This window comes from Oceanobacillus halophilus, assembly GCF_003628505.1.
GTDB classification, from domain to species: Bacteria; Bacillota; Bacilli; order Bacillales; family Amphibacillaceae; genus Oceanobacillus; species Oceanobacillus halophilus.
Genome location: NZ_RBZP01000010.1, coordinates 48,774 through 73,225, shown reverse-complemented (window position 1 = coordinate 73,225; position 24,452 = coordinate 48,774). Strand labels below are relative to the sequence as shown.

Genomic DNA, 24,452 nt, shown 5'->3' with positions numbered 1-24,452 from the left:
ACTTTAGATAAGCTTTTAGAATGAGACATATGCTAAATTCCAATACCTGTGCTCTTATTACCATAAGACAACGAAGAATATAAATTGGAGGAATTCAAATGACACATAAAGCATGGTGGAAAGAAAGTGTAGTATATCAAATCTATCCGAGGAGTTTTAATGACAGCAATGGGGATGGAATTGGTGATATTCAAGGGATCATCGAAAAGCTGGATTACTTAAAAGATTTAGGCGTGGATGTTATTTGGTTGTCCCCGGTTTACCAATCGCCAAATGATGATAATGGTTATGATATTTCTGATTATCAAGCGATTATGGACGAGTTCGGAACGATGGAAGACTGGGAAGAACTGCTGGATGAAATGCATAAACGTGACTTGAAATTAATTATGGACCTTGTCGTTAACCATTCTTCTGATGAGCATAAATGGTTTGAGGAATCCAGAAAATCAAAAGATAATCCATACCGTGATTACTACATATGGCGCCCAGGAAAAGACGGCAAAGAGCCAAACAATTGGGGATCAACTTTTAGCGGTTCTGCTTGGGAATATGATGAAAACACAGACGAATATTATTTACACCTATTCAGTAAAAAACAACCTGATTTAAATTGGGAAAATCCAAAGCTTCGTCAAGAAGTTTATGACATGATGAAATGGTGGTTGGATAAAGGGATTGACGGATTCCGTATGGACGTTATTAACTTTATTTCCAAAGTACCAGGACTGCCAGATGCTCCTAATCCAGAAGGCAAGAAATATGCGAGCGGCAGCAAATACTTTATGAACGGACCACGTATTCATGAGTTTCTACATGAAATGTACGAAGAGGCACTTGCTGATTACGATGTTATGACCGTTGGAGAAATGCCTGGTGTGAACGTAGAAGAAGCGAAGAAATATACCGATCCAGAACGAAAAGAATTACAAATGGTCTTCCAATTTGAACATATGGATCTAGATTCCGGACCAAATGGTAAATGGGACTTAAAACCTCTTGATTTAAGAGATTTGAAAACAAGCATTTCGAGATGGCAAACTGGCCTCCATGGTGTTGGCTGGAATAGCTTGTATTTGAATAATCATGACCAACCACGTATTGTCTCTCGTTTTGGAAATGACAAAGAATATCGCGTGATTTCCGCGAAAATGCTAGGTACGTTCCTACACATGCTGCAAGGAACACCTTATATCTACCAAGGCGAAGAAATTGGTATGACGAATATCAAGTTCGATTCCATTGATGACTACAAGGACATTGAAATCTTGAATATGTACAAAGAAAAAGTAGAAGAAGGCAATGAGGACCCAGCTAAGGTAATGGAATCCATCTACGTGAAAGGCCGCGACAATGCAAGAACACCTATACAATGGGATGCATCTGAAAATGCGGGCTTCACCACTGGCGAACCATGGATTAAAGTGAATCCAAACTACAAAGAAATTAACGCAGAACAAGCAGTTGCGGATGAGGATTCCATTTATCATTACTATCGTCAGTTAATCCAGTTGCGTAAAAAACATGAACTTATCGTATACGGAGATTATGAATTAATTTTACCAGAACATGATAAGATTTATGCTTACACCCGTTCCTTTGAAGGCGAAAAATTATTAGTTGTCACAAACTTTAGTGAAGAAGAAGTAGAATTCAACCTTCCAGAAAACGTAGACTTTGAAGCAAAAGAAAAACTAATCAGCAATTATCCAGATGCGGATGATAATTATCAAGCATTTACGTTAAGACCTTATGAGGCACGAGTGTACAAGGGAGTGTAATAGGAATTAGTAGTTGATATCGAGCGGTCGCTTTAGGATTACGCGCGAGCGTGGGATAGAATCGTGCGGGGGTAGTTGGTTTTCGTGCGAGGGAATGCGGAGTTCGTGCGAGTAATTGATTGTCGCGCGAATATATTGGCTGATGCACGAAATTATAAGGTTCCTGCGCGAATATGATAGGTTCCCGCACGAAAATGACAGGTTCCCGCGCGAAATATCATTCTCCTGCACGGAAAATTTCACTACCCGCGCGGAACATCTCAACTTCACGCACAAAATATCGACTCCCACACCGTATACATCAGCCCCATAACACATAAATCACAGCTACCCCCACCCAATCATGGCTGGGGGTCTGCTACTACATATAAAGGAGAACGACTGAGCATGAAATACCCAAAAGCATTTCTTTTCGATTTGGACGGTGTCATTACGGATACAGCAGAATTTCATTACCTGGCTTGGAAGCAACTGGCGAAAGAGCTGGGAGTTACTTTTGACAGAGAGTTTAACGAACAATTAAAAGGTATTAGCCGCATGGATTCTCTGGAAAAAATCTTAGCATTAAATCCTTCGTTAAAAGATTTGCCAGTGGAGGAAAAAGAGCGTCTGGCTACGAAAAAAAATGATCATTACAAAGATCTCATTCAAAAATTAACACCTCAGGATATTTTGCCAGGTATTAAGGATTTATTAAAAGACTTACAAAACCAACAGATAAAAATCGCCCTAGGTTCTGCCAGCAAAAATGCCCCCATGGTACTGGAACGGTTAGAACTCACGCACTATTTTGACTACCTGGTTGATGCAGCAAAAGTGAGCAAGGGAAAGCCGCATCCGGAAACATTCACTACGGCCGCAGATTACTTTAACATCGATTATAAAGACTGTGTGGGCGTAGAAGATGCAGAAAGTGGTGTGCAGGCATTAAATGATGCAGGAATGTTTTCTGTTGGTGTAGGAAATGAGCTTACGGAGGCTGACTATTTGGTGGAAAAAACCGCCGATTTAAAGTTGGAGAACATTTTAGAACAGTACTCGAAATGGAGCAGTTAGGAGTTGTACGAACATGACTTGGAAACTAACAAAATCAGAATTAGATAATCAAAACTTATTAATTAACGAAAGCCTACTTTCACTTGGAAACGGCTATCTAGGTGTACGTGGGAATTTTGAAGAAGGCTATGCTGACGCATTTAAATCAATCCGTGGAACATATATCAATGCTTTCCATGACGAAACAGAAATTTCTTATGGAGAAAAATTGCATGCTTTTCCGGATAAACAGCAAAAGCTTGTCAATATTATTGATGCGCAAACCGTACACATTTATTTGGATGGAGAACGTTTTTCCCTTTTTGAAGGAGAAGTTCTAGCGTTTGAAAGAAACTTGCATCTGGATAAAGGGTACGCAGAAAGAGTGATTCACTGGAAATCAGCCAATGGAAAAGAAGCGAAAATGCATTTTCGTCGCCTCGTTTCCTTTGTCACCAAGGAATTATTTGCGATTGATATTAAAGTAGAACCGCTGAATGGCACGAAAGAGGTTAAATTTGTCTCGACGGTGAACGGAGATGTTTCTAATTTTGTGGACAAAGATGATCCCAGGGTTGCATCTGGACATGCGAAACGATTAGTTTGTGTGGATGTCCGAAAAGCAGGTTCGTATAACGTCGTGCAAAATACGACGTATGAAACCAAGCTCGATGTTGCGTGTGTGACAAGAACGAATGTAACTGGAATGAACGCCTATGAACATCGTGTCCTGGATGAAGGGATAGAGGAAGTATATACACAAGAAGGTGCCTCCCATTTTACCAAATTTAACATCTATACAGACACCTTAAGACATGGAGAAAATGTCTCCGAAACAGGGGAAGCCATCCAAGAAGAAATCGGGGATAAATCCTTTGAAGAACTATTGAACGAACAAGAGCAATACTTAAATGAATTTTGGAAGACGACAGACATCAAGATTGGTGGAGATGCACACCTTCAGGAAGGCATTCGCTTTAACCTTTATCAGTTACTCCAATCAGTTGGAAAAGACCCTGTCAGCAATATCGCAGCAAAAGGTCTTTCTGGTGAAGGGTATGAAGGACATTATTTCTGGGATACGGAAATTTATATGTTCCCAGTATTCCTCATGACCAACCCAGAAATAGCGAAGAACCTCCTACTTCACCGTTACTCTATATTGGATAGTGCAAGAGAGCGTGCTCGTGAAATGGGACATAGAAAAGGAGCACTATTCCCATGGCGGACCATCACAGGCGGGGAAAGTTCAGCCTTCTTCCCAGCAGGAACGGCGCAATATCATATTAGTGCCGATATCGCCTATAGCTATATCCAATATTACTTGGTAACGAAAGATGAGGAATTTTTGAAAGACTATATGGCAGAAGTCCTCTTTGAAACAGCCCGCCTGTGGGTAGACACGGGGCATTTCAAAGATGGCAAATTCCGAATTGATGATGTGACAGGACCAGATGAGTATACATGTATCGTGAATAATAACTACTATACGAATGTGATGGCGAAAAACAATTTACTTTGGGCAGCGAAAGTGTATAAAATGCTCGAAAAAGCTGAAATTGCTAAAAAGCTAGGTGTTACGGAAGCGGAAGTTGCAGAATGGCAAGAAGCCGGTGAGAAGATGTATCTTCCGTATGATGAAGATCTCAAAATCAATGCCCAAGATGATACATTCCTGCAAAAACAGCGCTGGGATTTGGAGAACACACCAAAAAAAGACTTCCCATTACTGCTGAACTATCATCCATTAACACTATACCGTTACCAAGTATGTAAACAAGCAGACACGGTACTTGCTCACTTTTTATTAGAAAATGAAGCAGATGAAGAAACCATTAAGAATTCCTATGATTACTATGAAGGCATCACAACCCATGATTCTTCTTTATCTTACTGTGTATTTAGTATTATGGCATCCAAACTTGGCTACCAAGATAAAGCCTATAGCTATTTCAATGAAACCGCACGTCTTGACTTAAACAACACCCATGGCAATACAAAAGATGGTCTACACATGGCAAACATGGGCGGAGCATGGCTTGCGATTGTTTATGGCTTTGCCGGTGTGCGCGTGAAAGAAGATGGACTTTCCTTGAATCCGAACTTGCCTGAGGAATGGGATTCGTTGGAGTTTTGTTTACAGTATCGGGGGAGGCTGATACGGGTGAAAATGGAGAAAAGAGGAGTGAGTTATACGTTGGTTGAAGGAGATGAGATTGGGATTCGGCATAAGGGGGAGGATGTTGTGCTGGAAAAGAGTAAAGAAGTACAGAAATAAAGACAATAATTCCACCTAAACACAGTCTTATTAATTGAATCAGACCAGCTAGATAGGTCTGATTCTACTATTGTTATTGCAGTAAGCTTCATGAGTATATAAGACCGTCAAGAGTAAAAAACGCTCCCTTCCCTAAATCTAATGAACCATTAATTTTTTTCATTAACATAAGGTAAACTATTGAAATCGATTACAGTCTATGTTAAATTATATGTATGAGAACGATTTCAGTGCATGGGAGGAGGGAGACATGACAGAGAGTAAAGGATTAACCATTAATGATGTTGCTCGTAAATGCGGACTTTCAAGAAGTACCGTGTCCAGGGTTATTAACAACCATCCTTATGTAGCGAAGGAGAAAAAAGAAGCTGTATTAAAAGCAATGGAAGAATTAGGTTATAAACCAAATTCGGTTGCACAACAGCTACGTAGCAACAAGACTCATGCAATAGCTGTTTTAGTTCCTCGAATTACGAATCCGTTTTATAGTCGTTTAATTGAAAAAATGGAAACGGAGGCTTCCCTTTTAGGATATCAAATTATCATCTGTCAAACACGGTATTCGAAAGAGAGAGAAGTAGACTATTTGGATATGCTGCGTTCCAGAAAAGTAGATGGTGTGATTTTAACATCCATTCAAAATGATTGGAAGGACATCGAAACTTATTTACAATATGGACCGATTGTTATGTGCAATGAGTTTGATGATCAAGCTACAATTCCCTCTATCCGTGTTAATCAAATGGATGGAAGTTATTTGGGAACAAAGCACTTAATTGAACAAGGACATAAGAAAATCGCGTATTGTAAGGGTGGAACAAAAAGTAATATAGGTAAAAAGAGAAGAGAAGGATTTAATAAAGCGTTAAAGGAATATAACCTTTCGTCTGTGAATGACGTCGTGTTGACTAATGCATTCAGTATTGAAGATGGTAAACGAATCTTTCATGAACTTCCGGAAGATATTACTGCAGTTTTTACTGGAGGGGATGAAGTGGCTGTTGGAATAATCTTTGAAGCTAGGGAAAATCGCGTGAAGATACCGGAACAACTAGCAGTCATTGGGTTTGATAATCAAGTCATATCCGAGTTGATTAATCCATCCATCACAACCATTAATCAGCCGATAGAAGAAGTAGCGAGCAAAACAATGGAAGTGATGATACAAAAATTGGAATCAGATAAACCATCTAATATAAAAGAAATTTACGAATTCCCAGTGAAATTAATAGTACGTCAATCCACTGTGTTAGAATAGTAAATCGTTGTGTGATTACTTTATTCTATCATCTATGAGAACGTTCTCATATAGATTGGTTTTGTTCCTGTGCAATGATAAAATACGCTATTCTGGTCCGTTGTTTCTGAGAACGTTCCCACGAATGACGGGAAAGAAAAAATACAACATACATGGAGGGCTTATAATGAAGTCTATAAAAAAATTATTATTTACTGCAATGTTCATCGGGTTAATAGTTGCATTAGCTGCATGTGGTAGTGAATCAGGAGATGATAGTTCATCTGAATCCACTTCAGGAGATGGTGCAAGTGACACGGAAGAGCAAGTGACTATTACCTATGCTAGAAGTAATGATGTTACACCTAGTACAGAAAAACTAATTGAAAAATTTGAAGAAACACATCCAAATATCACTATTGAATTACGTGAAATGCCTTCAAGTACAAGCGAATCTCATGATCAATATGTAACAATTTTTAGTTCGCAAAGCTCTGAGATTGACGTATTTGATGCTGATGTTGTTTGGACAGCTGAGTTTGCCCAAGCAGATTATGTAATGGAATTGGACCGTTTCATTGAAGAATCTGAAGTAAACATGGATGAGTATTTTCCAGGTCCGGTTGATGCAGTAACCTATAACAATCGTATCTGGGCTATGCCAAAGTTTAGTGATGCAGGATTACTTTACTATCGTACCGATCTAGTTGAAAATGCACCAGAAACTTGGGATGACATGATCGCAATGGCTGAAGAAGCTGCAGGGAAAGAAGGGACTGAATTTGGATTTGCTATGCAAGCAAACCAATATGAAGGTTTAGTTGTAAACGCATTAGAATACATCAGCGCGTATGGTGGACAAATCTTAGATGAAAACGGGGAAGTTGTTATTGACAGCCCAGAGTCAGTAAAAGGCTTGGAAAAAATGGTTGAAATTGCACAATCAGATATTACTCCAAATAACGTATTAAACTTTTCTGAAACAGAAACAGAGACAGCATTTCTAGAAGGAAAAACGGTATTTGCTAGAAACTGGCCATATATGTCTAACACAGCAGAAGATGAAGAACGTTCAAAAGTTGCTGGTAATGTTGGATATGCCGTACTTCCTGCAGGTGATGATGGTTCAGCATCAACACTTGGTGGTTGGACAGCAATGATTAGTCGTTACTCCGAGCACCCAGCAGAAGCATGGGAATTCCTTCAATTCATGACTGGTGAAGAAGGACAAATCATTTCTGCGGTTGAAGGTGCACGAGCACCAACATTAGAAGCATTATATGATTTAGATGAAGTAAAAGAAGCAGCTCCTTTGTTTGCCATGGAAGAATTCGTAGCTTCCTTGCAAAATGCAGTGTCTCGTCCTGTCTCTCCAATTTACCCAGAGTTATCTGACATTATGCAAATTGAATTATCAAAAGCACTTGCTGGCGAAATAACAGCAGAAGAAGCAGTTCAAAATATGCAAGCAAAAATGACTGCAGCTACAAATGAATAATTAATCTGAAGGACACGAAGGAGATGTTAAACATCTCCTTCCTCATTTAACAGAATATATTGAGGTGAATAAAATGAAGCGGCGATTTTCTTTAAACGAAAAGCAGCTTGGATATGCAATGGTACTTCCATCACTAATCTTGATTGCAGTCATTATACTTTGGCCAATTGCATCTTCTTTTTACAATAGTCTATTTGACTACCGGCTAAATGATCCTGCGCATTCACAAAAAATGTTAAGTACCACCATCGACTTGGAACGTTATGCTGATAATTATTACTACCTAGATAGGTCACTTAGTGAGGTTGAGCCGTATTCACCAGACGTACAAGAAGACTTGACAGAAATACATGGTAAAGTTACAGCGCAACATGATAATTTACTAAGTGATACTGAAGTAAGTGAAAAATATGATCAGGTAAATGAAATTATTGCAAGTTATCGTCCCGTTACAGATGATGATTTGAAATATATAAAAATAAAAGATGAATTTGCAACCGAATATAAACAGCTTTTAGGAAATGCGCAAGAAGAACTTAATGAAATTACAGCGACACTGGATGGAGAAGCTGCGGAAGAGATTCTGTCAATTTCCAGTCAGTTGGATACCTTAGATCAATCAATCCTTGAATCTAACTTTGTTGGTCTAGCAAACTACTGGAAATATCTTCAGGACAGCCGCATGTGGAAATCGCTATCTAATACACTCATTTTTACCATAGTATCAGTTGGAGTAGAACTTATTATAGGGTTAATGGTAGCATTGCTGATTAATCGTTCCTTTAAGGGAAGAGGATTAATTCGTGCATCTATTCTTGTTCCTTGGGCCATACCAACAGCAGTTTCTGCTATGATGTGGAGTTACTTATATGACGGCCAATCAGGTATAGTGGCTCATTTCTTTGAACAGATAGGTCTCATTTCTGATTCAAGTGTTCTGCTTTCAACAGCCGGTGGAGCAATGTTTTCAGTTATTTTAGCTGATATTTGGAAAACCATGCCGTATATGGCGTTACTTATTCTAGCCGGGTTACAGACGATTCCAGATTCCATGTATGAAGCAGCACAAGTTGACGGTGCGAATAAATGGCAACAATTTTGGAAAATTACATTACCAATGATTAAAGGAAGTATTTTAGTTGCGTTATTATTCCGTACACTAGATGCCTTCCGAGTATTCGACCTTATTTATGTATTAACAGGCGGTGGTCCTGCAAATGGAACAGAATCCATTTCGATTTATGCATATAAGACCTTATTCTCTCAGCAGAACTTTGGAGAAGGTTCGGTACTTTCTGTCATGGTGTTTATCTTTGTAGCAATAATCAGTATTATCTTTATTAAATTTATCGGTTCCGACTTATTTGCCGGACGAGTGAAGAAGTAGGGAGTGAACAAATATGAAAAAAACGGGATTCGGATTTTACTTTTTCCTTGCATTGTTTATATTCATCGTCATGTTTCCATTTATTTGGGTTTTTCTAACATCAATTAAACCAGTAGGAGAAATTTTCTCATCCTTTAATTGGTTCACTTCAAATCCAACATTAGAATCCTATGAGTCTGCGATCACATCTAGACCATTATTTAAATACATGTTAAACAGCTTTATTGTAGCATCTGTAACAACCCTAATTGCATTGACATTCGCATCCTTTACGTCTTATGCAGTAACAAGATTGCCAATACGTTTTAAAGGAACCATTCTAGGGCTTATTTTAGCCTCTTCTATGTTCCCGCAAATTGCAATCATATCTCCAATCTTTAACTTTGTGTCAGATTTTGGATTACGAAATTCCTATCTTGGATTAGTAATTCCATATATTACAATAAGTTTGCCGTTATCAATCTGGATTTTGTCAACCTTTTTCCAAAAGATTCCGAAAGAACTGGAAGAATCAGCGAAACTCGATGGTGCAACACCGTTTCAAACGTTTCGGAAGATTATTTTTCCACTTGCAACACCAGGTATATTTACAACGGCTATATTAACGTTTATTGGTGCATGGAATGAATATTTATTTGCTTTGACGATTAACACAGAGGATAGCATGCGAACAATCCCAGTCGGAATTTCCATGTATCAAAGTCAATATGCTGTTCCATGGGGTGACATTACTGCCGCAACGGTTATTGTAACGATACCGATTGTTGTTTTAGTACTAATTTTCCAACGAAGAATTGTATCAGGTTTAACATCGGGATCGGTTAAAGAGTAGTATTTTAGGAGGACAATATAATGGAAAAGAAGTGGTGGAAGGAAAGTGTCGTCTATCAAATTTACCCAAGAAGTTTTAAAGATAGCAATGGAGATGGAATAGGCGATATCAATGGAATTATCGAAAAACTAGATTATTTAAAAGAACTTGGGATAGATGTCATTTGGATGTCTCCAATGTATGAATCACCAAATGATGACAATGGCTATGATATCAGTGATTATCAGAAAATCATGGATGAATTTGGAACAATGGAAGACTATGAGCGAATGGTGGCTGAAATCCATAAGCGCGGTATGAAAATTGTCATGGATCTAGTTGTAAATCATACATCGGACGAGCATAATTGGTTTGTTGAATCAAGAAAGTCCAAGGATAATCCTTATCGCGATTATTATATTTGGAGGCCAGGGAAAGACGGAAAAGAACCAAGCAATTGGCAATCATACTTTAGTGGATCGACCTGGGAGTATGATAAAACAACAGATGAATATTATTTGCACTTATTCAGCAAAAAACAACCAGATTTAAATTGGGAAAATCCAAAAGTTCGCCAGGAAGTGTATGACATGATGACTTGGTGGCTGGAAAAGGACATTGATGGATTCCGAATGGATATGATTAATGTCATTTCCAAAAATAAGGATTTCCCAGATATCACTCGTAAAAATCGGGAAGGGAACTATCAATGGGCTAGTAAGCATTTCGTTAACGGTCCCAAAATACATGAATATTTACAAGAAATGAAAGAAAAAGTCCTGTCGAATTACGACATCATGACGGTCGGAGAAATGCAAGAAATTATTCCAGAAGAAGCGGTAAAATATGTGAATAGTGAGGATGGAACATTAAACATGGTATTCCATTTTCAACATATGCGTATCGATGCTAGAAATGGAAATAAGTGGGATTTGAAGCCTTTTGATTTAATAGAATTAAAAGAGGTAATGACAACTTGGCAAAAGGAACTAGAGGGCAAAGGATGGAATAGCCTCTATTTAAGCAATCATGACCAGGCACGACCTGTATCCAGATTTGGAAATGATAAAGAGTATCGCATCGAATCAGCGAAGATGCTGGGAACTTGGCTGCATATGATGCAGGGAACACCGTATGTTTACCAGGGGGAAGAGCTAGGAATGACAAACGTGAAATTCCCTTCCATTGAGGACTACCATTGTCGCGAAACACTGGGTATGTATGAGGATGCTACAAAGAACTTAGGAAAAGATCCGGAAGAAATCATGCCGTCCATCTATGCAAAAAGCCGTGATAATGCACGTACTCCCATGCAGTGGGATGACTCCGAAAATGCAGGTTTTACAGAAGGAACGCCATGGATCATGGTAAATCCGAATTATAAAGAAATTAATGCAAAACAAGCAGTAAACGACCCAAATTCTATATTTAATTACTATCGAAAATTAATTCGACTACGTAAAGACAATCCAATTATAGTTTATGGGACATATGATTTAATCTTAAAAGATGATGAAAAGATTTATGCTTATACAAGAACTTTAGGAAATGAAAAGCTATTAGTTGTAGCGAACTTCACATCTGAAAAACCAATCTTTAAACTACCAGAAGGTTTTCCTTATAAGTCGTATCAATTGTTTATAGCAAACTATGATGTGGATGAAGGTGAATCGATTGAGTCATTTGTACTTAAACCATATGAAGTTAGGGTTTATAAGTTAGATATATAGAAGAGTTTTACGATGGGTATGTCTGGGTATGGTTATAATTGGGGTTACCATAATTATGGTAGCCCTTCTTTGTGTTGAATTTAAAAGTAGATATAACAATGAGAACGCGTTAACATGAAAAAAGGATAATTTAAAAAACTAGACGTAGTGTAGATTTATAGCAGGAAAGGAAGGAATACATTGTCAAAAGAAACTATTAAAGCCGATATGGTAGTAGATAAAGATTTTGTAATTTCAGAAGTAGATCCGAGAATCTATGGTTCTTTCATTGAGCAGTTAGGTAGAGCGGTTTACGGTGGTATTTACGAACCAGGTCATCCTACTTCAGATGAGAATGGTTTTCGTAAAGATGTGATCAATCTAGTTAAACAATTACAAGTACCAATTATCCGCTACCCAGGCGGGAATATGGTGTCAGCATATAACTGGGAAGATGGAGTAGGGCCAAAAGAGGATCGCCCACGCCGTTTGGAATTGGCATGGCGTGTTACTGAGACGAACCAGGTTGGGACTAATGAATTTATCGATTGGTCTAAAGAAGTTGGAGCAGAAGCTATGATGGCTGTGAATTTAGGAACAAGAGGTATTGATGCTGCTAGGAGTTTACTGGAATACTGTAATCACCCAGGTGGAACCTATTGGAGTGAGCTTCGTAAGCAGCATGGATATGAACAGCCACATAACATTAAAACATGGTGTTTAGGAAATGAGATGGATGGACCATGGCAAATTGGTCAGAAGACAGCATATGAGTATGGTCGCCTAGCTGCTGAGACAGGTAAAGCAATGAGGCAAGTCGACCCAACCATCGAATTGGTAAGTTGTGGTAGCTCCGGTTCAGGGATGCCGACATTTCCTGAATGGGAAGCAACCACTCTCGAACACACGTATGAATTTGCTGATTATATCTCTTTACATCAATATTATGGAAATCGAGAAAATGACACGGCAAACTATTTAGCAAGTTCTTTGGATATGGAAAACTTTATCCATACAGTTATTGCAACCTGTGATTATATCAAAGCTAAAAAACGCAGCAAAAAAACAATGTACTTAAGTTTTGACGAATGGAACGTCTGGTTTCACTCTAATGACCAAGACGAAAAAATGGAGCCTTGGTCTATAGCGCCACCTCAATTGGAAGATGTTTATACATTCGAGGATGCTCTGTTAGTTGGGACCATGCTTAATACGCTATTAAAACATTCTGACCGGGTTAAAATAGCATGTATGGCACAGCTTGTGAATGTAATCGCTCCTATAATGACAGAAACTGGTGGCGGAATTTGGAAACAGACTATATTCTATCCTTATTATTACACATCTGTTTATGGTAGAGGAAAAGCACTAAATCCAATTATTAAATCACCAAAATACGATAGTAAAGATTTTACAGATGTACCATATCTTGATAGCTCAGTTATTTATAATGAAGAAAATGATGAACTGGTCATTTTTGTTGTGAATCGTCATCTGGAAAATACAATGGAAGTAGATGTTGATATTCGATCGTTTGAAAGTTATAAAGTAATGGAACATGTTGTACTAGAAAATGAGAATGCAAAAGCAGTAAATACCATTGAAAAAGAACAGGTTATGCCACACAAAAGAGGGGTATCGAATGTAGATAATGGGAAGCTTTCAGCAATACTGCCAAAAATGTCTTGGAATATGATCCGCTTGAAAAAATATGCCCAGTAAAAGAAGCGTATTGAAACCCTAACCACAGTGATTCTCGCTGTGGTATTTTTAATATAAAGCAGATGGTGCCTGTCACTCCCCGAATCTTGTTATATTTTGTCGAATCTAATAAATGCTGATTTATTAAATGATACAGGTCAAAAATGCATAGAATGAAAAGGCAGTAGAGTTCTATTCCTCGAATTCTACTGTCTTTTGTTACTCTGAAACTCTTAGGTTAGCCTGATGATGCTAGTAAGCTTTACTGCTTGCTCACTTCCATTATTCGACAAAATCCGGGAAGTGCCAGGCACCAATCAAAGCGTCATTGTGATAAAAATGTGTTTTCAGTTATAATGTACGTATTATCAAAATTTCTGTATGCTACATAATGATTAATAGTAAAAGGGGATGCCGTGATTGTGGAAACCAAATATTTAGATTTATTGGCAGAAAGATATGATAGTGAAGAAAAAGTAGTTACTGAAATTATTAATCTGGAAGCCATCCTCGATTTGCCAAAGGGGACAGAGCACTTCGTCAGTGATTTACATGGAGAATATCAAGCATTTCAACATGTGTTAAGAAATGGTTCGGGCAAAGTGAAAGAGAAAATAAGAGACCTTTTTACACATGAGTTTTCCGAAGAGGAAATGAATGAATTTGCGACACTAGTCTATTATCCAGAAGAAAAATTACAACTCATGAAGAATAATTTTGACAATGAACAAGATTTAAACGAATGGTACACAGAAATAATAGATTATATGATTAGGCTCATTTCATATGCTTCTTCCAAATACACACGGTCGAAATTACGTAAAGCATTACCGAAACAATTTGTTTATATTATCGAAGAGTTACTGTACAAAACGGATGAATTTACCAATAAAAAGCATTATTATAACAAAATTGTCCAGAAAGTTATATCCCTCGATCAAGCGGACAAGCTCATTATTGGACTTGCTAATACTACGCAGAGACTGGTCGTTGATCATCTTCATGTAGTTGGGGATATTTATGACCGTGGACCTGAACCGGATAAAATTATGGATACGCTCATCCAATATCATTCGGTTGATATTCAGTGGGGAAATCATGACGTACTTTGGTTAGGTGCCTTTTCCGGATCAAAGGTTTGCCTAGCAAATATTATCCGTATCTGTGCTCGTTACGATAATTTAGATATTATTGAAGACGCATATGGGATAAATCTAAGACCCCTTCTGAACCTGGCAGAGAAATATTATGAGGACAACCCGGCATTTCGACCTAAGCGACATTCGAATAAAAAACTATCGGAACATGAACAAGTACAAATCACTAAAATTCACCAAGCCATTGCGATGATCCAATTTAAATTGGAAATGCCTATCATCAAGAGACGCACATACTTTAATATGTCCCAACGACTTCTGCTTGAAAAGGTGGATTATGACAGAAATGAAATAACAATGGATGGAAAAACCTATTCACTAGAGAATGCTTGCTTTGCAACCGTTAATCCCGAACAGCCTGATCAGTTATTAGAGGAAGAAGAGCAAGTGATCGACAGACTGTTATTTTCCGTACAGCATTCGGAAAAGTTAGCCAGACATATGAAATTCCTTATGAAGAAAGGCAATCTGTATTTGAAGTATAATGGGAATCTATTAATTCATGGCTGTATACCTATCGATGAAAAAGGAAATATGGAAAAGATGGAGATTGAAAATAAAACCTATAAAGGCCGTGAACTGCTGGATATTTTTGAACATTATTTACGACATGCATTTGCAAATCCGGAAGAGTCAAATGACCTTGCAACAGATATGGTCTGGTATTTATGGACAGGAGAATATTCCTCCCTTTTTGGGAAAAGAGAAATGACCACCTTTGAAAGATATTTTATAAAAGATAAGGAAACCCATAAAGAGACAAAGAATCCCTATTATTATTTACGAGAAAAGGAAGAAATCTGCCGAAACATTTTAATAGAATTTGATCTTAATCCTGATCAAGGTCATATTATCAATGGTCATACACCGGTTAAAGAGATTGATGGAGAAAATCCGATTAAAGCAAATGGAAAAATGATTGTCATTGATGGAGGTTTTTCTAAGGCTTATCAATCAACAACCGGCATCGCTGGATATACGTTATTATATAATTCTTACGATATGCAACTTGTCGCCCATCAACAGTTTACTTCAAAGGAAGACGTTCTACGAAATGGAAATGATGTTTTATCGGTTAAAAGATTGGTAGATAAGGAGCTAGAGCGGAAAAAGGTTTTGGAAACGAATGTTGGGAAGCAGCTGTTGCAGGAGATTTATATGTTGAATCGATTATTAGAATATCGGTATATTGAATGAAGCAAGATTTGTTGAGATTGATATAAAAGAGAAATGATAGCGGTGCATTGATATTTTTATGGGTTACTATAAATTCTTGGTAGCCCGCTTTCTTTTCATAAGTCCTTTTAATAGAAAGTTTCACTAAACGCAAAAACAAACAGAAAGAAAAAATGCAATCGATAAATTTGTTGTTTTTCCTTTGTTTATTTGTGTAATTTTAGTGAATAATATTTATTTATGTTGATTTATGGTGTAGATTCAACTAAAATAAAATAGAACCTAGGTTGTTAATCAACGAACATATTTGGTTGTTTATAATGTTACCTATCCAAAACTCATTAGCATTAAGTACATCATAATATGTGAACTAATGAGCAAATAAAGAGGAGGAAAAAATATGTCTAATGTACTTTATGTTCCAAGCACAAATTTAATTGGTAGAGGTTGTTTAAAAGAAGTAGGACCGTTTATTGAAGAATTGGGATTTAAGAAAGCCTTAGTAGTTACGGATAAGTTTTTAAATGAGAGTGGAGTAGCTGCGAAAGTCGTTGAGCAGTTAGATAAATCCGGAGTAGAATTTGTTATTTATGATGAAGTAAAACCAAACCCAACTGTTAAAAATGTACATGATGGGGTGGATGTATTTAAAGAAAATGATTGTGATTTTATCGTCTCCATCGGTGGTGGATCTCCTCAGGATGCGGCAAAAGGAATCGGCTTGGTAGTTACTAATGGTGGTAATGTCCGAGATTATGAAGGTGTTAATCAAACGAAAAGGAAAGCGGTACCAACCGTTGCAGTAAATACAACTGCAGGAACTTCGGCAGAATATACAATTAACTATGTGATAACCGACGAAGAAAGAGAAGTTAAGATGGTAATGGTGGATAAAAATAGTTTGGTTACTATTTCGGTCAATGACCCAGAATTAATGCTAGACAAGCCTGCTAGTTTGACTGCTGCAACTGGAATGGATGCATTAACCCATGCTATTGAAGCGATTGTTACACCAGGAGCCTACACAATTACCGATGCTACAGCATTAGCAGCTGTAGAGAATATATTTAAATATTTACCTCGTGCAGTAAAAGATGGACATGATATAGAAGCCCGCGAGCAAATGGTTTATGTAATGTTCTTGGCTGGAGTTGCCTTCAATAATGCAGGACTTGGATTTGTTCATTCCATGGCCCATCAATTAGGTGGAGTCTATGACCTTCCGCATGGCGTATGTAATGCGATGTTACTTCCTATAGTAGAAAGAGAAAACGCAAAACGGAATCCAAGAAAATTCCGTGCGATAGCAAAAGCTGCAGGACTTGAAACAGAAGGAAAAACAGATGAGCAATGTGCAGAAGATGTAATTGTTGCAATTAAGAAAATGTCAGAGGAAGTTGGAATTCCAAGCAAACTTTCTGAATTAGGAATCAAAGAAATAGATCTTGATAAACTAGCAGAAAACTCGTTAAAAGATGCGTGTGCACCGGGAAATCCATTTATGCCAACGAAAGAAGAAACGATAGAGATGTTTAAAGAGATAATATAATTCCAGTGTAGATAAATAGCGCATTTACTCATATATTCAGTAGATGTGCTGTTTTTTAGACAACTCCATATAATGCATACTGTTTATGTTGGAAACTGTCTAACATAAACCATAAATCAAAAATGAATAAAAATAAATTTGTTGATTTATGTTGACTTTGTTGTGAAAGCGTATTATTATAATGATGTGAGGTAAATGTAATCGTTATCACTTACATTTATATTCTTTTCACTTAAATTGATAGAAATATAGAAAGGGTGAAAAAATGATTAGGAAAGCATTTATTATGACTGTCTATCCTGACATGCATGAAGAGTATGAAAAACGCCATAATGAAATCTGGCCAGAAATGGTAGAAGAACTTCATCGTCATGGCGCCAGCAATTATTCCATTTTTTTAGATAAAGAAACCAGTAAACTATTTGGATATTTAGAGATTGAAGATGAGAAAAAATGGAATCAAATGGCAAAAACAGAAATAAATCAAAAATGGTGGGCTTTTATGGAATCTGTCATGGAAACGCATCCAGATGAAAGTCCGGTCTCTGTAGATTTGAAAGAAGTCTTTCACATGGATTAAAACACAATCAAAAACATAAAAAGGAGGAAATATAGATGGCTAAACAAAGATTTGCAGCAAAAAATGTAACAGGCTGGAAAGCTACGATTGCTGTTTCGATGGCAAACTATATAGAAGCCGGTTCCATTATCGCTGCTGCGAGTAGTTTAACACTTTGGCAAGCGTACTTAGGAATTGATAGTTTAGGCGTAGGTTTGCTTAGTGCCTTAAGTGCAAACGCTTTAGGTGCCGCAATTGGTGCACTAATTGGTGGCCCGTTAACAGATAAGTTTGGTAGGAGAATTATTTTTAGTTATGACTTAATGGTTTACATGATTGGTGTTGCGTTAATTGCCGCATCCATGAACTTCTCGATGTTATTAATCGGTACCATTATAACAGGTATTGCGGTTGGTGCCGGTGTACCAGTGTCTTGGACATATATTGCAGAAGAGTCTCCGAAAGAAAAACGAGCCGCCCATGTTGGAACCGCCCAATTAGCATGGTCGATAGGCCCAATGATTACGTTTGCTTTAGCAGTGCTGGTAGCACCTCTTGGATTACTAGGATCTAGACTTATATTCTTACATTTACTAATTATAGCAGCGGTTGCATTATATATCCGCCGTGGATTACCAGAATCTAAAATTTGGGAAGAACAGCAAGCACAGGAAAAATCAGATAAAGCAAAAGGTATTGTTCAAAAAAGTGCTTTAAAAGAATTGTTTAGTTTAAGACCCAATCGTCAAGCACTATTCTTACTAATGGGAATTTATCTATTCTGGAATTTAACTGCAGGGGCAATGGGTTACTTTATGCCATATATTTATGAAAATGTTGGTGGATTAAGTAACATGCAGGCTAACTTGCTTCAATCATTCCTATGGATGTTTACCGTATTAACAACCTATTTCATCTTTATGAAATTAGGAGACAAGTTTAGTAGAAAATTAATATTCGGTATTGGTGCAGCAATGGGTGTAGTTGCATGGATTATCTTAACATTCATGCCAATGACTTGGCCAACACTAATTTCATTCGTTGTCCTTTGGGGTTCTGCAGCAGGTATTGGGGCACAAGCATTTTACGCATTATGGACAAGTGAATTATTCCCTACACGTTATCGTGCAACTGCTCAAGGACTCATGTACTTTATTGTACGAACAGGTATTGCGATATGGTCATTCGTATTACCTACAATCATGGCAACATTAGGATTTAAAGTGGCAGGTATAGTAATGATTGCCTTCCTTGTTATTCATATGATCATTGGTATAGCGATGGCACCACACACCAGAGGTAAAACGTTACAGCAAATTGAAAAAGAACGTTATGGTGATTTAGTAACAGATGAAAAATCGAAGGCAATATAAGAATTAGTATATAATCAATCAAAATAGGCAGCGATTACGTGAGCAAAATCGATGCCTATTTCTTTTTACACTTTTGGTTAACAAAGGTAAATAAAGTTAAATAAAGATTTATACGTTGTATTTATTTTTGTTTATGTTGACTTTTGGATAGGATAGCGTTATCATAGAGTTGTAGTTAAGAATAGTGTTATTAAATTAGTAGATGTTCTACAAGATGAGAAAGAAAATGGTTAACCATAAAAAAGGAAATTCTTTTTCTAGCGGAAGGTGATGTCATGCAAAAATGCAGCCTAGCAGTAGATATTGGTGCTTCAAGCGGTAGACTTATTGCCGGTTATTTACAAAATGGCAAGATGATATTAGAAGAAGTCCACCGTTTCGAAAATAAACTTATAGAAAAAAATAACCACTTTTGCTGGGACATAAAGAGGCTTTTTACTGAAATAAAAACAGGTATTCGTAAGACGAAGGAACAGGGTTTTAGCCCAGAAAGCATTGGTATAGATACTTGGGCTGTGGACTTCGTTTTATTAGATGAAAACGATGAAATGTTAACGGACGCGGTAGCTTATCGAGATTCCAGAACAGACGGGATGATGGAAGAAGTTTTTTCTAAGATTAGTAAAGAGCGTCTTTATCTGGAAACAGGTATACAATTCCAAAAGTTTAATACGATCTATCAATTATATTATTTAAAGAAAAATAATCCGGAATTGTTAAAGGAAGCAAAAACATTCCTCATGATTCCAGATTACTTGAACTATTTGCTTACAGGTAAAAAAGTTAATGAATATACGAATGCAACTTCTACTCAATTGGTCAACGCATTTACCAAGAAATGGGACAATGAATTAATGAAACAACTGGGTATTCCCACTGAAATGTTCCAAGAAATTTTGCCGCCCAAATCATCAATTGGAACTTTGAAGCCAGATCTAGTAGATGAGTTTGGGTTTGACATGGAAGTTATACTTCCTGCTACACATGATACTGGTTCCGCTGTTTTAGCTGTACCTGAACAAGAGGACACTATCTATATCAGTTCAGGGACATGGTCACTCATTGGTGTGGAAAATCGCTTTCCAATTTGTGTAACGAAAGCACTTGACTATAACTTTACTAATGAGGGTGGCGTGAATTATCGTTATCGTTTCTTGAAAAACATCATGGGGCTTTGGATGATTCAGGAAGTAAAACGTAATTTTAATGACCAATACTCGTTTGCGGAATTTGCAGAAATGGCAGATAAGGAAATTGATTTTCACTCACAAGTTAATGTAGATGATGATAGATTCTTAAAGCCACAAAATATGACCAAAGAAATTCAACTATATTGTAAGGAAACTAATCAGAGAATACCGGAATCACCAGGAGAAATTGCCAAATGCGTGTTTGATAGTTTGGCAATAAGTTATCAAAGTGCCATCGATCAGATTGAAGAAATTTATGAAAAGGATTTCCAAAAGATAAATGTTATTGGTGGAGGTTCCAAAAACGAAATGCTGAATCAATTAATCGCAGATACGACAGGCAAAGAAGTCATAGCTGGTCCATCTGAAGCAACGGCAATCGGTAATATGGCTGCACAGTTGATGGCGCTAAATAAGATTGATGATATAGAGGATGCCAGGAATCTTATAAAAAAATCCTTTGATTTGAAGACATATACGAAGAAACAAAAAGTGGAGGGCTAAACATGACAGTTAAAGAGAATTTTGAAAACGCAAAACAACAATATGAAAAATGGGGAATTAATGTAGAGGATGTATTGAAAAAATTAAAAAATGTACCTATCTCTATTCATTGCTGGCAAGGGGACGATATTGGCGGTTTTGAAGTAAATCAGCAAGAACTATCTGGTGGTATTGATGTCACAGGTAACTACCCTGGAAAAGCAACAAATCCTAAAGAGCTAAGAAGTGACTTAGAAAAGGCGCTCTCCCTTATTCCTGGTAAACATCGTGTAAACTTGCATGCGATCTATGCAGAGACAGAGGGAGAAGTTGTTGATAGAGATGCGATTAAACCACAGCACTTTGAAAACTGGGTGAATTGGGCAAAGAAAAATGGACTTGGTTTAGACTTTAATCCAACTCTATTCTCTCATCCAAAAGCAGACGATGGGTTAACATTGGCGCATCCTAACAAGGAAATCCGAGACTTCTGGATTCGCCACACAGTTGCCAGTCGTAAAATTGCCGAATACTTTGGGAAGGAACTAGGTACCTCAACTCTAACTAATATTTGGATTCCAGATGGGTATAAAGATATTCCAAGTGATCGTTTAACACCTAGAAAGAGGCTGAAAGAATCACTAGATGAAATTTTCTCTGTTGAAATTGATGAAAAATACAATGTAGATGCAGTGGAAAGTAAACTATTTGGTATTGGTTCAGAAGCGTATGTAGTTGGTTCCCACGAATTTTATATGGGCTACGCTTTGAAGAACAACAAGTTGCTATTACTTGATTCCGGACACTATCATCCAACAGAAGTAATTTCCAATAAGATTTCTTCCATGCTTTTATACAGTGATGAATTAGCATTGCACGTATCCAGACCAGTACGTTGGGACAGTGATCATGTTGTTATTTTAGATGATGAATTACGTGAAATTGGGTTGGAAATCGTTCGAAATGATGCTTTAGACAAAGTAAGAATTGGCCTTGATTTCTTTGATGCAAGTATTAATCGGATCGCTGCATGGACAATCGGTACACGCAATATGATTAAAGCTTTATTATATGCAATGCTCACACCAAACGATTATTTAAAACAATTACAGGAAGATGGAAACTTCACAGAAAGACTTGCATTGATGGAAGAACTTAAAACCTATCCATTTGGAGCCATTTGGGATTACTACTGTGAACAAATGGGAGTTCCAGTTGGGGAATCTTGGTTAGATGAAGTGAAGAGCTATGAAGAAACTGTTTTATCAAAGAGAAACTAATTTGAATATGTAACAGAATAAGGCAAGTGGTGGATGTAATTACTACTGGTTATCACTTGCCTTTGTTTTTGGAAAACGCCCGATAAACAACGTAAACAAAAACAAAACTACATTATTTTGTTGCGTTTCCAAACAAATACAAGTATGATAAATACAGATATACATGGATATACGGTGAATAATAGAAGGGAAGTTGGGACATGAAAATGGCGGAAGAAATAAAAAGACAATCTGTTTTAAATGCTCCATTTGTTAAAAACATGATGAATACAACATACGATATGTGGAAGCTAGGTTGGGATGAATTAAATGGTGGGAATATTAGCTCCCTATTAACTGAAGAGGAAGTCAGCCCGTATTTAGATATTACTTATGTTTTGCGTACGATTGAATTAGACTTTCCTGTAGTAGAACTTGCTGGGAAGTATTTCTTGGTAACAGGGTCTGGAAAGTATTTTAGAAAAGTGATCGAAAATCCTGAAGAATGTCTTGCACTGCTCCGTGTAACAGCAGATGGTAAAAATGTGGAAGTGTTTTGGGGACTTAGTGATGGTGGAAGACCGACGAGTGAACTTGCTTCTCACTTCATGAGCCACATAGAGCGCCTAAAGCATGATCCGAATCATCGAGTTATCATGCATACACATGCAACGAATTTAATTGCGATGACATTTACGCATGACTTAGATGAAGTAAGCTTTACAAGAACACTTTGGCAAATGTGCACAGAATGTTTAGTGGTATTCCCTGAAGGTGTTGGAATCTTACCTTGGATGGTTCCAGGAACTTCTGAAATTGGCCGTGAAACAGCGAAAAAAATGAATGAGTTCCGTTTGGCTGTATGGCCACATCATGGAATCTTCGGTGCTGGAAAATCCATTGATGAAGCATTTGGTTTAATTGAAACGGTGGAGAAAGCAGCTAAAGTCTATAATTTGGTTCATGCACATCAAGGTGGAGCAAAACAAGTCATTACGGATCAGCAGTTGCTTGATTTAGCAAAAGCGTTTCATGTGAACCCACCAAAAAGATACTTTTTATAAAAATTTGTAAGCAAAGGGGTTGAAACCTTTGCTTATTTTTATAAGACTGTATATTCAAAGATACACAAAAAAATGGTATGCTAAATAGAGAAAATATAGAATTAATAGATGCTATTTTGTAGTGGAAGAAGGGGTACGTTATGTTAGTAGCAGAGAGGCAGAGTAAGATTGTTAATCTTGTAAACGAGAGAAAGAGTGTACGTGTATCTGAACTTAGCAAATTGTTTTCTGTGACCGAAGAAACAATTCGCAGGGACTTAGAAAAGCTAGAGAATGAGAAAAAATTAGCTCGAAGTCATGGTGGTGCTGTCAGTATACAATCCACTGATTCCTTTGAGATACCATATACAACGAGAGAAATCATGAATGTCCAGGAAAAGAAGGAAATAGCATTGGAAGCAGTAAAACACGTAGCAGTGGGAGATAAGGTCATTTTAGATGCAAGTACAACTGCTTGGTATATGGCTAAAGCATTACCTAATATATCTATAACCGTTTTGACCAATTCTATTAAGGTAGCAATGGAATTAAGTAGTAAAAATGAAATAACTGTTATCTCAACAGGAGGTACATTACTGTCAGAGTCGCTTTCCTATGCAGGCCCGTTAGCAGAGTCTTCTATGGATAGCTATTACTTAAATAAGGCCTTCATTTCCTGTAAAGGACTTCACTTGGAACAAGGAATAAGTGAGTCACAAGAACAACAAGCAAGAGTAAAAATGAAAATGATTGAAAAAGCAGATACTGTATATTTAATGATGGATCATAGCAAGCTTGGTGCACAAGCATTTTCAAAAATTGGTGATTTAGATGTTGTAGATTATGTCATTATAGATAGTAATGTAGATAGGAGAATGGTGGAACGGTTGGAAGATAGAGGGATAAGTGTTGTGGAGGTATAGTGGTTATAGTAATAAAAGAAATAAAAATGATAAGAGTCTTACTAAGTAAGGGTAACTTATAATTATGGTAAGTTCATAAACAGGGAGGTATTAATGGAGGAATTCTCATATTAATATCTCTATTTAATCCCCTAAATCAATAAAAACCAGGCTAGTACAATCTATCAATCAGCATCCATCCCTATTATTTCGCCGTACTATAGATAAATTATCAAAATTACCAGCTATTCCCTAGAATGATAGAAATAGAAAAGGAGAAAAATGTTAAAAGACTCCAATATTAAAACAACTATTTCCCATAAA

17 protein-coding genes are annotated in these 24,452 nt (G+C 37.2%); all 17 read left to right on the top strand.

Features of this window, described 5'->3' with window-relative positions:
• Positions 1–98 precede the first annotated feature (98 nt).
• A complete protein-coding gene (locus tag D8M06_RS12680) occupies positions 99–1,781 on the top strand; it encodes a glycoside hydrolase family 13 protein (protein WP_121204782.1) in 1,683 nt (560 codons plus the stop codon).
• 387 nt (positions 1,782–2,168) lie between these two features.
• Positions 2,169–2,837, top strand: a complete 669-nt coding sequence (pgmB, locus tag D8M06_RS12675) for a beta-phosphoglucomutase (RefSeq protein ID WP_121204781.1) — start codon at positions 2,169–2,171, stop codon at positions 2,835–2,837.
• A gap of 13 nt (positions 2,838–2,850) precedes the next feature.
• On the top strand, positions 2,851–5,094 hold the full coding sequence (locus tag D8M06_RS12670; RefSeq protein WP_121204780.1) for a glycoside hydrolase family 65 protein: 2,244 nt from the start codon (positions 2,851–2,853) through the stop codon (positions 5,092–5,094).
• A gap of 250 nt (positions 5,095–5,344) precedes the next feature.
• Positions 5,345–6,352, top strand: coding sequence for a LacI family DNA-binding transcriptional regulator (locus D8M06_RS12665; RefSeq protein ID WP_121204779.1), 1,008 nt, complete (start codon positions 5,345–5,347; stop codon positions 6,350–6,352).
• Between the two features lie 166 nt (positions 6,353–6,518).
• Positions 6,519–7,829, top strand: coding sequence for an extracellular solute-binding protein (locus tag D8M06_RS12660; protein ID WP_121204778.1), 1,311 nt, complete (start codon positions 6,519–6,521; stop codon positions 7,827–7,829).
• 73 nt (positions 7,830–7,902) lie between these two features.
• The gene (locus D8M06_RS12655) at positions 7,903–9,216 is read left to right on the top strand and encodes a carbohydrate ABC transporter permease (protein ID WP_194074633.1); all 1,314 of its coding nucleotides are present in this window, start codon (positions 7,903–7,905) and stop codon (positions 9,214–9,216) included.
• A gap of 13 nt (positions 9,217–9,229) precedes the next feature.
• Positions 9,230–10,048 carry a carbohydrate ABC transporter permease gene (locus tag D8M06_RS12650; protein ID WP_121204776.1) on the top strand — a complete coding sequence of 273 codons (819 nt, stop codon included), beginning with the start codon at positions 9,230–9,232 and terminating at the stop codon, positions 10,046–10,048.
• Between the two features lie 20 nt (positions 10,049–10,068).
• Entirely contained in the window at positions 10,069–11,757 is a 1,689-nt protein-coding gene (locus D8M06_RS12645) for a glycoside hydrolase family 13 protein (protein WP_121204775.1), read from the top strand.
• Between the two features lie 207 nt (positions 11,758–11,964).
• Positions 11,965–13,458, top strand: coding sequence for an arabinosylfuranosidase ArfA (gene arfA / locus D8M06_RS12640; protein WP_121204809.1), 1,494 nt, complete (start codon positions 11,965–11,967; stop codon positions 13,456–13,458).
• A gap of 401 nt (positions 13,459–13,859) precedes the next feature.
• Positions 13,860–15,791: a fructose-1,6-bisphosphatase gene (locus D8M06_RS12635; protein WP_121204774.1), complete on the top strand. Its 1,932-nt coding sequence runs from the start codon at positions 13,860–13,862 to the stop codon at positions 15,789–15,791.
• A 379-nt stretch (positions 15,792–16,170) separates the two neighbouring features.
• Entirely contained in the window at positions 16,171–17,319 is a 1,149-nt protein-coding gene (locus tag D8M06_RS12630; protein ID WP_121204773.1) for an iron-containing alcohol dehydrogenase, read from the top strand.
• Between the two features lie 265 nt (positions 17,320–17,584).
• Complete coding sequence (gene rhaM / locus D8M06_RS12625) at positions 17,585–17,899, top strand: L-rhamnose mutarotase (RefSeq protein WP_121204772.1); 315 nt, start codon at positions 17,585–17,587, stop codon at positions 17,897–17,899.
• Positions 17,900–17,934: 35 nt separating this feature from the next.
• Entirely contained in the window at positions 17,935–19,251 is a 1,317-nt protein-coding gene (locus D8M06_RS12620) for an MFS transporter (protein ID WP_121204771.1), read from the top strand.
• A 275-nt stretch (positions 19,252–19,526) separates the two neighbouring features.
• Entirely contained in the window at positions 19,527–20,945 is a 1,419-nt protein-coding gene (rhaB, locus tag D8M06_RS12615; protein ID WP_121204770.1) for a rhamnulokinase, read from the top strand.
• A gap of 2 nt (positions 20,946–20,947) precedes the next feature.
• Positions 20,948–22,204, top strand: coding sequence for an L-rhamnose isomerase (gene rhaA, locus D8M06_RS12610; protein ID WP_121204769.1), 1,257 nt, complete (start codon positions 20,948–20,950; stop codon positions 22,202–22,204).
• A 206-nt stretch (positions 22,205–22,410) separates the two neighbouring features.
• Positions 22,411–23,247, top strand: coding sequence for a rhamnulose-1-phosphate aldolase (gene rhaD, locus D8M06_RS12605; RefSeq protein WP_121204808.1), 837 nt, complete (start codon positions 22,411–22,413; stop codon positions 23,245–23,247).
• 140 nt (positions 23,248–23,387) lie between these two features.
• A complete protein-coding gene (locus D8M06_RS12600; RefSeq protein ID WP_121204768.1) occupies positions 23,388–24,149 on the top strand; it encodes a DeoR/GlpR family DNA-binding transcription regulator in 762 nt (253 codons plus the stop codon).
• Positions 24,150–24,452: the final 303 nt, after the last annotated feature.

Coding starts and splice junctions, on each gene's coding strand:
- D8M06_RS12680 (WP_121204782.1), top strand. CDS start 99: ATGACACATAAAGCATGGTGGAAAGAAAGTGTAGTATATCAAATCTAT.
- pgmB (WP_121204781.1), top strand. CDS start 2,169: ATGAAATACCCAAAAGCATTTCTTTTCGATTTGGACGGTGTCATTACG.
- D8M06_RS12670 (WP_121204780.1), top strand. CDS start 2,851: ATGACTTGGAAACTAACAAAATCAGAATTAGATAATCAAAACTTATTA.
- D8M06_RS12665 (WP_121204779.1), top strand. CDS start 5,345: ATGACAGAGAGTAAAGGATTAACCATTAATGATGTTGCTCGTAAATGC.
- D8M06_RS12660 (WP_121204778.1), top strand. CDS start 6,519: ATGAAGTCTATAAAAAAATTATTATTTACTGCAATGTTCATCGGGTTA.
- D8M06_RS12655 (WP_194074633.1), top strand. CDS start 7,903: ATGAAGCGGCGATTTTCTTTAAACGAAAAGCAGCTTGGATATGCAATG.
- D8M06_RS12650 (WP_121204776.1), top strand. CDS start 9,230: ATGAAAAAAACGGGATTCGGATTTTACTTTTTCCTTGCATTGTTTATA.
- D8M06_RS12645 (WP_121204775.1), top strand. CDS start 10,069: ATGGAAAAGAAGTGGTGGAAGGAAAGTGTCGTCTATCAAATTTACCCA.
- arfA (WP_121204809.1), top strand. CDS start 11,965: ATGGTAGTAGATAAAGATTTTGTAATTTCAGAAGTAGATCCGAGAATC.
- D8M06_RS12630 (WP_121204773.1), top strand. CDS start 16,171: ATGTCTAATGTACTTTATGTTCCAAGCACAAATTTAATTGGTAGAGGT.
- rhaM (WP_121204772.1), top strand. CDS start 17,585: ATGATTAGGAAAGCATTTATTATGACTGTCTATCCTGACATGCATGAA.
- D8M06_RS12620 (WP_121204771.1), top strand. CDS start 17,935: ATGGCTAAACAAAGATTTGCAGCAAAAAATGTAACAGGCTGGAAAGCT.
- rhaB (WP_121204770.1), top strand. CDS start 19,527: ATGCAAAAATGCAGCCTAGCAGTAGATATTGGTGCTTCAAGCGGTAGA.
- rhaA (WP_121204769.1), top strand. CDS start 20,948: ATGACAGTTAAAGAGAATTTTGAAAACGCAAAACAACAATATGAAAAA.
- rhaD (WP_121204808.1), top strand. CDS start 22,411: ATGGCGGAAGAAATAAAAAGACAATCTGTTTTAAATGCTCCATTTGTT.
- D8M06_RS12600 (WP_121204768.1), top strand. CDS start 23,388: ATGTTAGTAGCAGAGAGGCAGAGTAAGATTGTTAATCTTGTAAACGAG.